Origin of the sequence: Veronia pacifica, assembly GCF_001707825.1 — a bacterium.
GTDB lineage: Bacteria > Pseudomonadota > Gammaproteobacteria > Enterobacterales > Vibrionaceae > Veronia > Veronia pacifica.
Genome location: NZ_LYBM01000009.1, coordinates 62,724 through 76,224 on the forward strand (window position 1 = coordinate 62,724; position 13,501 = coordinate 76,224).

General features: G+C 46.2%; 12 protein-coding genes. 5 read left to right on the forward strand and 7 right to left on the reverse strand.

Annotation, left to right across the window (positions count from 1 at the left end; all coding sequences use genetic code 11):
* Positions 1-43 precede the first annotated feature (43 nt).
* Complete coding sequence (gene cobO, locus A8L45_RS06985; protein WP_068900618.1) at positions 44-634, reverse strand: cob(I)yrinic acid a,c-diamide adenosyltransferase; 591 nt, start codon at positions 632-634, stop codon at positions 44-46.
* A gap of 215 nt (positions 635-849) precedes the next feature.
* Here cobO and A8L45_RS06990 point away from each other — a divergent pair, with 215 nt between their 5' ends.
* Entirely contained in the window at positions 850-1,341 is a 492-nt protein-coding gene (locus tag A8L45_RS06990; RefSeq protein WP_068900620.1) for a low molecular weight protein-tyrosine-phosphatase, read from the forward strand.
* A 144-nt stretch (positions 1,342-1,485) separates the two neighbouring features.
* On the forward strand, positions 1,486-2,463 hold the full coding sequence (locus tag A8L45_RS06995) for a LysR substrate-binding domain-containing protein (RefSeq protein WP_068900621.1): 978 nt from the start codon (positions 1,486-1,488) through the stop codon (positions 2,461-2,463).
* A gap of 83 nt (positions 2,464-2,546) precedes the next feature.
* On the opposite strand, the gene A8L45_RS07000 is transcribed toward A8L45_RS06995, so the two are convergent.
* The 3 genes from A8L45_RS07000 to A8L45_RS07015 form a co-directional block, all read right to left on the reverse strand.
* Positions 2,547-3,836 carry an ABC transporter substrate-binding protein gene (locus tag A8L45_RS07000; RefSeq protein WP_068900623.1) on the reverse strand — a complete coding sequence of 430 codons (1,290 nt, stop codon included), beginning with the start codon at positions 3,834-3,836 and terminating at the stop codon, positions 2,547-2,549.
* A gap of 10 nt (positions 3,837-3,846) precedes the next feature.
* Positions 3,847-5,715, reverse strand: coding sequence for a methyl-accepting chemotaxis protein (locus A8L45_RS07005; RefSeq protein ID WP_245680663.1), 1,869 nt, complete (start codon positions 5,713-5,715; stop codon positions 3,847-3,849).
* Positions 5,716-6,090: 375 nt separating this feature from the next.
* Complete coding sequence (locus A8L45_RS07015) at positions 6,091-6,783, reverse strand: DNA repair protein (protein ID WP_245680666.1); 693 nt, start codon at positions 6,781-6,783, stop codon at positions 6,091-6,093.
* 446 nt (positions 6,784-7,229) lie between these two features.
* Here A8L45_RS07015 and A8L45_RS07020 point away from each other — a divergent pair, with 446 nt between their 5' ends.
* Together A8L45_RS07020 and A8L45_RS07025 are read left to right on the forward strand one after the other, a co-directional pair.
* Positions 7,230-8,435, forward strand: a complete 1,206-nt coding sequence (locus A8L45_RS07020; protein ID WP_068900631.1) for a methyltransferase — start codon at positions 7,230-7,232, stop codon at positions 8,433-8,435.
* The gene (locus A8L45_RS07025; RefSeq protein ID WP_068900633.1) at positions 8,432-9,145 is read left to right on the forward strand and encodes a sulfite exporter TauE/SafE family protein; all 714 of its coding nucleotides are present in this window, start codon (positions 8,432-8,434) and stop codon (positions 9,143-9,145) included. The genes A8L45_RS07020 and A8L45_RS07025 overlap by 4 nt, the downstream gene beginning before the upstream one ends.
* Before the next feature lie 135 nt (positions 9,146-9,280).
* Here the strand turns inward: A8L45_RS07025 and A8L45_RS07030 are convergent, their stop codons facing one another.
* Entirely contained in the window at positions 9,281-10,465 is a 1,185-nt protein-coding gene (locus A8L45_RS07030) for an aromatic amino acid transport family protein (RefSeq protein WP_068900635.1), read from the reverse strand.
* A 230-nt stretch (positions 10,466-10,695) separates the two neighbouring features.
* On the opposite strand from A8L45_RS07030, the gene A8L45_RS07035 reads away from it, so the two are divergent.
* Positions 10,696-11,928, forward strand: a complete 1,233-nt coding sequence (locus tag A8L45_RS07035; protein ID WP_245680664.1) for a CinA family nicotinamide mononucleotide deamidase-related protein — start codon at positions 10,696-10,698, stop codon at positions 11,926-11,928.
* Between the two features lie 140 nt (positions 11,929-12,068).
* Here the strand turns inward: A8L45_RS07035 and A8L45_RS07040 are convergent, their stop codons facing one another.
* Entirely contained in the window at positions 12,069-12,356 is a 288-nt protein-coding gene (locus A8L45_RS07040; protein WP_068900636.1) for a 2Fe-2S iron-sulfur cluster-binding protein, read from the reverse strand.
* Positions 12,353-13,486: a class Ia ribonucleoside-diphosphate reductase subunit beta gene (nrdB, locus tag A8L45_RS07045; RefSeq protein WP_068900638.1), complete on the reverse strand. Its 1,134-nt coding sequence runs from the start codon at positions 13,484-13,486 to the stop codon at positions 12,353-12,355. The genes A8L45_RS07040 and nrdB overlap by 4 nt, the downstream gene beginning before the upstream one ends.
* Positions 13,487-13,501: the final 15 nt, after the last annotated feature.

Here is a 13,501-nt window from a genome sequence, read left to right on the forward strand (position 1 = left end):
TGATTCAGCTCCTATACATACATTTCAGTCGTCACTGATGATACTACCAGTCGATACCTTTGCGTGCTTTAACCCCAGATTCAAAAGCGTGTTTTACACTTCTGACCTCTGATACGGTATCTGCCATATCGGTGAGTGTACGATGCGCGCCACGGCCTGTGATGATCACTGATTGCTCAACAGGCCTATTGTTTAGCGCTTCAACCACCTCCTCCAGCGCGACGTAGTCATAGCTGACCATATATGTCAGTTCATCGAGCAATACCACGTCGTAATTTGGGTCGGCAAGCATTTTTTTACATTCTTGCCATACTTGCTGGGCTGCTTCAGTGTCGGCAGATTTATCTTGTGTATCCCAGGTAAAGCCAGTCGCCATAACATGGAAATCCACACCATTATTTGCAAGGAGATTTCGCTCCCCGCATTCCCATGTCCCCTTGATAAACTGGGCAACACCGCATTTTTGACCATGCCCTGTGGCACGGGCAATCATGCCAAAACCTGAGGTGGATTTTCCTTTACCGTTACCAGTGATAACCAATAACAGCCCTTTTTCTGTTTGTGCTGCTGCCACTTTTTCATCGACTTTCTGTTTGATTTTACTTTGTCTGGCTTTGTAGCGTTCTTCACTCATGAGTGGAGGTGTCCTTTAGCTGTCATCATGCTCTAAATTGTTCGCTATCATAGCTGAGTCAACAGAGGCAGTGCTACTGTGTAGAGATAATTGGTCCCGTTTTTATTGCTCGTCGTGTTCAAAGAGAATGTAAGGCCATTACTGATAGTGCTTGGGTATACACTAAAAGTGAATCTCTGGGATAATTGCGCAATATCAAGTTTGAAGGAATGAATATGTCTCGTGAGTTAAAGGAAAAACCCTCGGTGCTGGTGGTATGTATGGGCAATATCTGCCGTTCGCCGACAGGAGAGGCTGTTCTGAAAAAGCTAGCCGCCGACCGTGGAGTAGATATTTTGGTCGATTCAGCGGGAACCATTAATTATCATCAAGGCAGTAGCCCTGATCCCCGCTCTGTTGCGGCTGGTGAGGCAAGAGGGTACAGTTTTAGCGGTATGCATGCCCGTCAGGTCGAGCAGTCAGATTTTGCTCGTTTCGATTTAATACTGGCTGCAGACAGGGATAACCTCAACGATTTACTCCGCCAGTGTCCTGCTGAATACCGCCACAAAGTTACCCTTTTTCTAAGTCACGGCAACAGTGAAACAGATGAAGTACCAGACCCTTATTTCGGCGGGAGCCGTGGCTTTGAGAACGTGCTTGATCTCATAGAAGATGCCGCAGAAAGTATCTTAGATAAGTTATCTCCGACAGCATCAGCCGGGTAACGAACGGATTATGTTTAGATAATGAACCATTTCGGTCTGTAAGCCGAAGTAAGTTCTGTTTTTAGCTTATAATTGCTTGTCTGTAGGAGGTGCCTCTTATACTCTCAGATAAGCGAACCTTTTTTTGGAGTCAGAGGTAAGAGATTGAAACTGCAGCAACTAAAATATCTGAAGGCTATTAAGGATAATAACCTCAATGTCTCTGCCGCCTCTCAGTCTATGTTCACCACTCAGCCTGGTGTAAGTAAACAGGTGGGTCTGCTTGAGAAAGAGTTGGGAGTGAGGATTTTTGAGCGCCGGGGGAAAAACCTCAGCGGGATCACGCCAATAGGCGAGAAAATTCTTGATCAAGTCGAGCGTATGCTTGCGCTTGAGCAAAAAATAAAGGCACTGGCAAACGAACATCTCGACCCGAGTATAGGTACCCTTAATATCTATACTACGCATACCATTGCCCGCTACTTGCTGCCAAACAGTGTTTCTTACTTTACGCAAAAGTATCCGAATATCAATTTTCATTTGCAGCCAACGCTACCGCTACAAACGAAAGGGGTGATCAGTAAAGGTCATTCAGACTTCTCCATTGTGGCCCACGACGTTGGGATGGATAACGACTTAGTCATGTTACCCGCATATCTTTGGACGTTGGGATTGGTGGTACCGGAAGACCATCCACTGGCAGAGATTGATAAACCGACGTTAAAGCAATTGGCCGAATATCCTATCCTGAGCTACGAGCCGAGTGCGACAGGCCGGCAGGTACAGGACGCAGCATTTGAGAAAGAGGGTGTCACTCCTAATTACTTCATGACGGTAATGGATGCTGATGTCATCAAACGCTACGTGCAACTGGGCTTTGGCATAGGTGTGATTTCAACGCTGGCCGCGAGAGATATTGAAAATACAGGGCTAATGTATATCAATCTTGATCATCTCTTCGAGCCCTGCAAGGCATGGATATGTTTCAGTAAAGATATTTTACTGCAAAACTACATGTATGATTTTCTGTCTTCATTTTCACCTCATCTGACCAAGAGTTTGATGGAGAACGTGTTAATGCAGCAGCAAAGTAGCGAGAAACTCGAACGTTTGTTTGACGGCATTGAGTTACCCGTTTACTAATAAACATCTGTAATATCAGTGCGTGAATAGCAAAAAGGCCCACAGCGGGCCTTTTTTGTTGTTACTAATAAATACAACAAAAGTTACATTGCTATGCACTTAACAGCGGCAGACTCTTTTTGTGTATTTTGCTGTGGCGGGTACCAGCTATTCAGTCCTTGCTGAAGTGTATCGACAGCCGTGTCAGGCGTCATTGTCTTATTCAGCACACCCACACTCGTTTCCCACACCTGTCGGTCCAGACTCGGTTTGCCACGGGAAAGGATTTGCGCCGTATTACGAATAGTTGAGTCACACTCGTCACGCCACGACATCATCTCTTTGGCAATAGGGTCCTTTACATCAATAAAGTGATTAGACAGAGAGAAGAAGCCTGAAATCTCATTTGTCAGCAAATCCGCAAATTCGGCTGTTGTCATCCATTTCAGGAAAGTCTCAGCTGCTTCCGGGTTTTTACTTTGGGCATTGATTCCCATACCAAGGTCAGTATGTTCACTGAAGTAGCAAGCATCACCCCGACGTTTAACCGGCGGGCGGAAAACACCAAGATCCAGTTTATCTTTAAAGGTCAGTATGTCCCACGAACCTGCCGGGTAAACTGCCGCTTTTCCATCAGCGAAAAGGGAAATGGTATCCCTATAGCTACGCGTTTGATAGCCGTTACCGAGATAGTCAGACCAGCGTGAGAGCTGTCTGAACGTTTCTTTGTAGGGCTCGCTGTCGATTCTTTCCTTGCCTTCAATAAGCCCATACCGGCCATCTTCCCCTTTCCAGTAGGTAGGGCCTATGTTTTGAAAGCCCATGGTGGCGGCTTCCCATTTGTCTCTTGTTCCCATTGCCAACGGCACGTAACCCGCGCGTTTCGCTTTGTCGAGTACGCGATAAAAATCATCTGTAGTGCTTGGTTTGCTCACTCCCAACCGCTTAAAAATAGCTTTGTTGTATAGAAAGCCATGGATGACTGATGCCATGGGAAGACAAAAGGTTTGTGCGCCTGAGTCGGTTTGCCAAGGCGCCTGAGCAAAACTTGGGAAATTTTCGATTCCCTCCATTTCGGTGACCTCTTTCAGAACACCTTGTTGAAATAGCTTCAGTGAACCATCGAAAGGCAGACAAGTGATTAAATCACCCGCAGTCCCATTTTTCAGGCTGCTTTGTAGCTGTTGATCGAAGGGCTGCGAGTCGTCAGCAGAGCGGTAAATGACCTCTATCTCTGGATGATGTTTATTAAATGCAGGAATAATTTTTTGTTGCCAGATTGCATCGTCTTTTCTCCACGCATCAATAACTATGGTGCTTTTAGCCATCACAGGTAAGCTGAAGGTTGAGACCAGTAGTGAGCTGGCAAGTGAAAGTAAAAAACAATTTTTCATGCCAACTACCTCAGACACGGAATTTTGAAATAAGTGATTGTTGACCTCTCGCCAGCTCTGACAGCGAAGCACTGTTTTCGGCAGAGGCTACGGCATCTTTTTCTGCGTCAGATGCGACGACTGCAATACCATGTATGTGTTCAGCAACATCTGTGCTGACTTTTATCTGCTCTTCTGTTGCCTGCGCAACATGCACTGCCATCTCTTGTATGGCGGTCATGCGACCAGCAATATCCTGCAGCATGTCGTCGGTGATCCGGGTTTGCTGGAGACAATCAGACATTTGTTTTTGACTGTTGGCCATGCTATCGGCCATCTTGCCCGCGTTGTCCTGCAGGTTACCGATCATCGCCTTAATTTCTTCTGTCGATTGTTGGGTTCGGTTGGCAAGGGCGCGAACTTCTTCGGCAACAACAGCAAATCCACGTCCCTGAGTACCTGCTCTGGCAGCTTCAATGGCTGCATTTAAGGCAAGCAGGTTAGTTTGTTCTGCAATCTCTTCAATAACATGCAATACCGAGCCGATATTTGCTGAGTATTGACTCAGTTGCGCCATATCTGTAGCGGCCTGCTCGACATTAGCAGACAGAGATTCAGTGAGTTCACGGCTAAGCGTGACCTGATTTCTGCCATTATCTGCAGCCTGATTAGCACTATCGACCTCAGACACTGTCATTTCCGTTGCCCGGGCAATTTCTTTAGCACTGACTTCCATTTGGGCAATCGCTGTTGCCACTTGTTCGGTTCTTGAACGTTGGTCTTCTGCGCGGTGACGAGAGTTTTCACTGACTGATGCAGAGCGGCTTGCCTCATCAAGTACCTGATTCGCACCAGAGCCAAACTGTGCCAGAGTACTTGCCATGGTATCGGCCATGCTATCGATGGCACGGCTCAGCTCACCAAACTCATCTTGACTGATGTAGTTTGTGCGCTGACGCATGTCTCCAGCGGTGAGCTGGTTGAGAACACGGCGAATTTTAGACAGCGGGCGCTGAATTTTTCTGGTCGTGCTTATCACAACGAATAGACCAATAATGGCGGAAATCAGTGTACCTGTGATCACTGAGAACAAGGCATCACTCAGTGCTTTGTCAGCATCAAGCTTGCTTTGTATCGCGAGTTGATTTGCATGTTCGACATAGTCATTGAGCTGCTCTTGAATATTATTCAACTGGCTTTCGACAGAGAAGGTTGCCTCGCTGATACGGTTTACTAATTGATTCTGCTGGTTAAGTGTCTCAATGAGACCATCTGCACCCAGAGTAAATTCAGCAATACGGTTCAGGTTTTTGGTAAAGCGTTGTTTTACATCTTCGGGAACTGCGATACGCTGCAAGCGCTTCAACGCAATCTCAATGTCTTTCGTCAAGGTTTTTCGCAAGCTGATTAAATCAGTATCTCTGTCAGCGCGACGAAGGTTTTTAAGATCTCTGGCAATACCACTGGTGATAAGCTCCGCGCGATTGTGCAAAGAGCGTTGTGTTGATGCTTTTTGCAGTAACAGATCAGCGGCCCATTGGTAGGTGTCCTCGAGCCTCATGAACTTGAGTGACAAAGCGTGGTCTTGTTTATCAACCTCAATCAATTGCTGCTTGAGGGAGATAAGCGACTGGGCCTCGTCAAAATAACGGGTTGATTCCATAGCAATGATGGAAAGGGTTCTTTGCTCGTTGCTTTCAGTCATCTTTAGGCTGATATCGTCAAGCGTCCTTTGGTATTGAGTCATTAATCTGTTGAACTCAGCCATATCACTATTCTGTCCAGCATTACCAAAGGTTTTCACAAAGAGGCTGGTCTCAATCAATTGATTGATCAGGTGGCTGGAGGCGACAACAACAGGGGTCGATTTTTCCGTGATTTGCTCGATTTTGCTCTGCATGCTTTTAGCGTTAAAAAAGCTGACACTGCTGAGTATGGCAATCAGGCAAAACATCAAAGAAAAACCAATGACGGTTCTTTGAACAACTGAAATTCTCATAGCTTAAAATAATCACTTCTTATTTGGATATTGCAGATACGCGCCGGGAGCAGTTAATTTACCAAGCGAATTAACTGTCAGGTTATCACTCAAAAGGTAGAGGTGCACACAATAATAGAGGGGTTTTTCATAACTGATATCACATTTACATGATGTTCAACTGACAAGCATACATAATATTTTTTAGTCACAAAATAATCGATAAAAAAGTGAACAATAAGCTGAAAAAAAACCTGCTCGGAAGCAGGTTTGATTGTCTCGGCTTTGGGAAGCTCGTTACCATTTCTTTTTGGGAGCAAATAGTTCGTCCAGCTCCTCATTGGATTCGTCTTTCGGTCTTGCCTCTTCAAAGCCTTTGTTGAGGCTATCAGTCAGTTCTTGATAGGCTTGGCCGAGGCTTTCTTTAGCTTGCACACAGTAGGGGTCGTTTTTGGCGCTGACTACGTCCAGTGCCTTCTTAAGAAGTTGTTGTGCTGTGCCCATCTGACCTTTCGCTTTCGCATCATTTACACGTTTGAGCACATTCTCAACGTTAATTTTCATTTGCATTTGCTCTAGGCGAGAGTTTTCAGCGACAAATTCCTGCGTGTGCATGTGTCCTTTAGTATGCTCAGCTTGAATGACTGCACGCAGTCTCTTCACAAGCTTTAGCATAGATATTGCGTCCCGGTCGTTATCCGGTACACGAAAAGCGGTTGAGTCTTTGCTCTGATAGCTTTGCTGCAACTGGCTGATCTGGGTTTGAACGTCCTTAATACGCTGTTGGATAGACTTATCACCTGAATCAATTGCATACATGGCTTTGAGCGAATCGAGAATTTTTTTGTTAAGACAAATCATCAGAGAGCCGCTGTAAGGGAGGTTGTGAGCATTGCCAACCAACTCCTCTGTCGCATCGACAACAGCGATGTACTTCGCTAACTCCTGGCGTTTAGATGATTCAACTCGCTGGCGCTGTTGGGCAATCATGTTATAGCCCACAATAAGTCCAAGCAGAACGACGCACAGACCAACAATTAAGACGATGTTACTAGGCAATGTCCGGTTTCCCTGTAAAAACTGAATGAGGCAGGATGAGATCCCACCGAATTATATACTTTATTTATACTACTTTCGATCTTAGCTAAAAACTCTCGTTCTGTCGGAGTTTTATCGGTTTTCATTTTGCCTGCTGCAAGGTTAATCAATAATTTGGAATGCGTTCGACGGTGACGGCAGAATCGTTTGACACGACCGAGATTTTACTGAGCGTAGCCTGCATAATTTTCAATCGCACCTTGCGAGTTTCCGATAATAACCTTTCATATTCCTCAGCGTTTGATTCTGCACCTGAAGGTTATTTTTGTATATAATTTTGTTTCAAGATTTTCAGTCGACGAATTCGTCATCTGTGTTTTACTTCAGCGGAGCATACCTTGCGAAAACCGTCTTCTTCATATTGTGATTCGTTTGAAAAAATCGATCGATTCCTGACCCGTTTTCAACCTCTTTGGCGAGATAAGCCTTTCGATTTTCTTGAACTGCCTTGGAAAGAGGAGTTCCCCACGTTGTGTGAATGGCTCAATAGTCAGAAGCTTGACACCTTAGCGGAATGGAAGCAAAACAGTCATTGTCTGGCCAGAGAGATTGAGCAATGGATCCCCGAGCTTGTTGAGACGATGGAATCCACATCTTGGCCCCTATCGACAAAAGATAAAGTGTACCCAGATAACCACCTCTCGACAGGTATACCGGGCAGGAAGTGGCAGCAAATTAATGCATTTACTGAGAGTCTCACTGCGGAAGGGGAAAACTGGCTCGAGTGGTGCGGAGGTAAGGGTTTTCTGGGACGACTGATCACTCAACGCACCAATGCCAAAGTGACAACGCTGGAATGGCAGCAATCGCTTTGCGATCAGGGGGCGGATTATGCGAAACAGCATCAGCTAAAAATGGATTTTGTTCAGTCAGATGCATTCTCAGCTGACAGTCAGCAATGGGTGAAAGACTGCGATCACGCTGTCGCCTTACATGCCTGTGGTGACCTTCACGTGACTCTTATTAACCATGCAACCACGGCAAAGATACCTGCAGTCAGTATTTCTCCCTGCTGCTATCACTTAATTCAGGCCAAGGTCTACCAACCTCTGTCCGAACCCGCAAGAGGGTCCCAACTCGTTCTTTCCAAAGATGATCTAAAACTTCCTCTTCAGGAAACAGTGACGGCTGGAAATACCGTTCGCAATAAGCGATTTATTGAAGTCAGCTTTCGCTTAGGCTTTGATTTACTCCAGCGCAGTTTGCTCAATACTGACACCTACCTAGCAGTACCGAGCATAAAAAAATCATTGTTAAACGAGGGCTTTGAGGCCTTTTGTTTGTGGGCCGCGACTGAAAAAGGCCTCTCGCTGCCTGAGAATACGGATTTTCAGTCTTTTCTCAGCAAAGGTGAAAAGCGTTTTTACGTGGTAGAGCAGATGGAAACAGTCCGAACTGTTTTCCGACGTTTACTTGAGTCTTGGTTAGTCTTGGACCGGGCGATGTATCTCCAGCAAATGGGCTATCACGTAGAGATTGGTGAATTTTGTCACCGTAGCCTGACACCACGAAATATTTTGATTCAGGCCAGACTTTACCCATGAGTATCGATTTAATTTCTCTTTTTTCCGTCGCAATCCTTTTGGCTTTTGGCGCGCTTGTTCAGAGTCTGGTTGGGTTTGGTCTAGCTATCGTGGTTGCGCCTCTTTTGTTAGTCATTGACCCTCAACACGTACCGGGCACTATTACTTTCGTCGCGCTCTGCCTTGGCTTGGTCAACACGTGGCAGTATCGCTCTCATCTGTCAATTGGGGGGCTAAGTTGGGCATTTATAGGGCGTGTACCGGGTACCGCTGTAGGAGGCGTGATATTGACCGTCTTCTCGCTAAAATTGATCAAGGTCGTGCTCGCCGTCGCTGTATTGTCTTCAGTCTTGTTGAGCGTGCTTCGCGTCAGTGTTCAACCGAGCAACCGCAATATGCTTATTGCAGGTTTTTTCTCTGGAATTATGGGGACGACAACCAGTGTAGGTGGTCCACCAATGGCGTTGGTATTGCAAAATGCCAAGGCACATCAGCTTAGGGCTAATCTCGCTTTCTATTTTGTTGTCAGCTGTCTCTTGTCCATTGCAACACTACTTTATACCGGCCATTTCGGCATTATTCATATTCAGTATGGCGCTTTCGCTCTGCCTTTCGTATTTCTAGCCTCTCATTTGGCATATACCATTGCTGAACGGATAAATCCCATTTGGGTCAAACACAGTGTCTTGGTGTTGTGCTCGTTGGCTGGTATTGGTCTCTTAATTAATTAGACGTTCAGTCTGCCAGTATTATTCGCATACCGCTTACACATAAAGTTAACCACTGAGAAAACACTCAGCCCGTGACATTCTGTAATGTATCACGGGCTATTTGGGCGCAGATAAAATGCGTCCGGGTCATTGCTGTTATGAAGCAGCACTGATCAATTGGATCAAAATGATCACCATACCGATGAGCAACGCCAACATTAGCGATAAACTGCCACCAGCAACTTGATATTTTCCTTTGTTAAGTCCTTCCATTCTGACTTTTCTGGCCATGAGGACAGGCAATACAACGCCGAGCATGACCAGGGCAATAGCGGCATAACCCAAAGCAGCAGCAAAGCCCTGAGGATAAAATAATGCAACAACCATTGGCGGCAAAAAGGTACATACCGATGTCTGAAGCCTGCCCACACCAGAAGACTCTCGATTAAGTGCATCTCTGAGGAAGTCGAAAAGACCGAGGCTAACACCAAGGAAAGACGTTGCCAGAGCGAGATCAGCAAATACAGATATCGCCGATGCGATAGTCTCTGAGTGAACAACCTGACCAACAAGCATGATAAAACCGGCGAGATTATCATTAGTGATTAACTGGGCCTGTCCAATGCTGCCGAGGCTCGCTGCTTGCCAGAACACGTAAATAAGCAGAGGCAGTCCCGATCCCACAACCATGACTTTACGCAATGCACGAACATCCAGCCCGACATAAGCCACCACTGAAGGAATACTGCCATGAAAACCAAAGGACGTGAATATGACTGGGATAGCGGAAAGCAGCAGGCCTTTCTCCAAAGGCATCTCGACCAGGTGTCCCGATGAAATATGTGGGGTAAGCAGAGCCAGTGCCAATATCAGCATAATGATCTTTAGCGCAAACAAACCACGGTTGATTAAGTCGACTTTACTGGTGCCAAGGCTGACGATAGTGGCAATAAGTAATGTGAATCCAACAACACCGACAGAAGAGGGCAGAGACGTTTCCGTGAGTAAGGCTAATTTAGTTTGTAACTGACTTCCGCCCCCTGCGATGTATGCCGCACAGAGTGCGTAAAGCAAAAACATGGTAGCAAAATTAGCAAACCATTGGCCCTTCTTACCAAGGAACTGGTGGGCGAGGGTGTTCAGTGTCGCACCAGCAGGTGCATGTTGGTGTACTTCCAGCATCAGCATGGCTGTGAATGTCATTAACGTCCACATTCCCACCATGATGAAGACAGAGAGGCCAAGACCGAGTCCAGCCGATGCCAGAGGGAGGGCGAGCATACCGGCACCGATAGTGGTACCAGCGATAATAAGGGCACTGCCAAATAATTTGTTTTGCATGTAATAACAACCTGAAGAGCGATGTATCGAGTGACTTGTTCTATTTGACCGCGCAATGACTGCTTTCTGAGCAACGTGATATAAAAGAGAGGTTTTTTGCGCGACTTTCCTGAGAGTGTAACAATAAAAATACAGTTGTTGTAACTATATTTGTACGGTTACTTGGCTTGCCAGTCAAGTAATGATGGGCGCATAATCAGTTAACTGTATGTTGTACTGGGAGAATATAGGTGAATCAATCAATAAAAATTGCAATGATCAGCACCGGTGAAGAAGTGCTTCATGGAGATATCAACGACACCAATGCCTCCTGGCTATCCCGCAACTGTTTTGAACAAGGTTTTCCTCTTCACCGTCGGGTGACAGTAGGGGACTCTCTCGACGACCTCGCCGTTGAACTTACACGGTGCAGTCTGGTCTCTGATGTGGTGGTTGTGAATGGAGGCTTGGGCCCGACGACAGATGATTTGACCAGTCAGGCCATGGCAGCGGCAATGGACGTTGAGCTTGAGCTGAACACAGATTGGCTGGCAGAGCTAAAAGCCAGATTTGAACGTGACGGTCGTGAGATGCCCAAGAGTAATATCAAGCAGGCAATGTTACCAACGGGGGCTGAAATCCTTGATAACCCTATAGGAAGTGCATGCGGTTTTGTTGCTGTTCTGAATGACAGTGTGTTCTTCTTTACTCCGGGTGTTCCCAGCGAATTTAAGATGATGTTTGACGAACAAATCTTACCTCGTCTGAAGGCGATGGCACCGAATAACGCTGCCCGCGATGTGCAGCGTCTTTACACTTACGGCTTATCTGAAGCGGTATTAAATGACAGTTTTGATGCTCTCTCTTTACCCGACGGCTTTGAGATAGGCTATCGCTCGGCGCTACCTTTTATAGAAGTAAAACTATTTTCCCCGAGGTCTGCCGAACAAGTGCCTGACGTTATTGATGAGCTGAGAGAGAAATTAGGCGAGCATATCGTTGGCGATGGCAAGCCAATGTTAAATCATGTTGGAGAGTTGCTTGCCAAGCGGGAGATCACCGTAGCCCTCGCTGAACAGTTCACTGGCGGCTGGTTAGCCAATGCGATGCAAAGCGAATATGAATGTCAGCAACATTTCATACAAGGTTGGGTGCTATCAGAAAGAGCACAGGTTGACGATGCTGAACAATACCCGCTGGCCGCTGCGATAGCGATGGCATCTGCGGCAAGAGAGAATGCGGGTACCAGTGTTGCCTTGGCGTGCGGTAAAAATATCGAAGGCAAGGTGTCTATTGCCCTGTCGACTTTAGAGGGCGATTGGGGAATCAGGGTTTCATCGCGCAAGGCGATGACACAGGATGATTATCGGCATTATTTGTCGACACTGATGCTGGATTTGTTAAGACGTTGGTTGGAAAAAAAGTCGATGTTCCCGGTTATTGCTTCACTCAACTTACTGGAAGAGCAACATATCTCAGGCTGACAGATAACCGCATGAGTGGCAGAAAGACTTCATATCAATATGTCACTCAAGTTGCTAACAGTAGTATGGGGAAAAAGGGGCTGTTTGAAATGATAACTTTAACTGAAAGTTATAAGGTTACCTTATGATTTTTAATGATTTTACTCGTTGACCGCTTTTGCCCGGGTAACCAGTTGATAATCAAATGTCAGCTCGACATCTGACAGGGGAGTCGACTGACAGGTAAGTATCTCGCCAGCGGACAAGTAGGCCATTGCATCTTTCTGATCGACACTACCATTATCTAACTTACAACGACACGCACCACAAACGCCATTGCGGCACTGATACTCCGGCGCAAGGCCAGCATGCTCCAGTTGTTCGAGGAGATGCTGGTGGGAGTTACCCACCAGCGTCTGACCGTTAACCGTGATTTGGACTCGGTTCATAGCTCGAATTCACCCAGATCATCAATGCTCACGTCATTGTCAATTTGACCGACAAGATAAGAGCTGATTTCTGCTTCCTGCGGAGCAACCTGAACGTTATCCGAAGATAACCACGCATTGATCCATGGAATAGGGTTTTGTGAAGCACCGGGGTAAGGCGATTTTAAACCTACCGCGTTCATTCGCAGATTAGTGATGTACTCAACGTACTGACAAAGGATGTCTTTGTTAAGTCCAATCATCGAGCCGTCTTTGAACAGGTATTCCGCCCACTCTTTTTCCTGCTCAGCAGCTTTCTTGAACAGATCAAAACACTCCTGCTCGCACTCAGCGGCGATCTCTGCCATTTCAGGATCGTCATCACCGCTGCGCAGAATGTTGACCATGTGCTGTGTACTGGTCAGGTGAAGTGCTTCATCACGCGCAATCAGTTTGATAATTTTTGCGTTACCTTCCATCAGCTCGCGTTCTGCAAAAGCAAACGAGCACGCGAAACTAACATAGAAGCGGATAGCTTCCAGCGCGTTGACCGACATCAGGCACAGATAGAGTTTCTTTTTCAGTTCGCGTAATGAGACTGAAACTTCCTCACCATTGAGCGTGTGGTCACCTTCACCGAAACGATGATAATCATTGGTCGCCTGAATTAAATCATCATAAAAGTGAGCAATGTCTGCAGCTCGTTTGATGATTTGCTCATTACCAATGATGTCGTCAAAAACCACACCCGGATCAGCCACAATGTTTCTGATAATGTGGGTATAAGAGCGCGAATGTATGGTCTCAGAGAATGACCATGTTTCTATCCACGTCTCAAGCTCAGGTATCGACACCAGCGGCAGCAATGCAACGTTCGGGCTTCTGCCCTGAATTGAATCGAGCAGCGTCTGATACTTAAGGTTACTGATGAAAATGTGCTTTTCATGCTCAGGAAGACGGTTATAGTCGATGCGATCGTTCGATACGTCGACCTCTTCCGGACGCCAGAAGAAACTGAGCTGCTTCTCAATCAGCTTTTCAAATATTTCATACTTTTGCTGATCATAACGCGCGACGTTCACAGACTGTCCGAAGAACATAGGTTCTTTCAACGCATCGTTTTTTTCTTTAGAAAAAGTACTATAAGCCATTATCGTTCAATTACC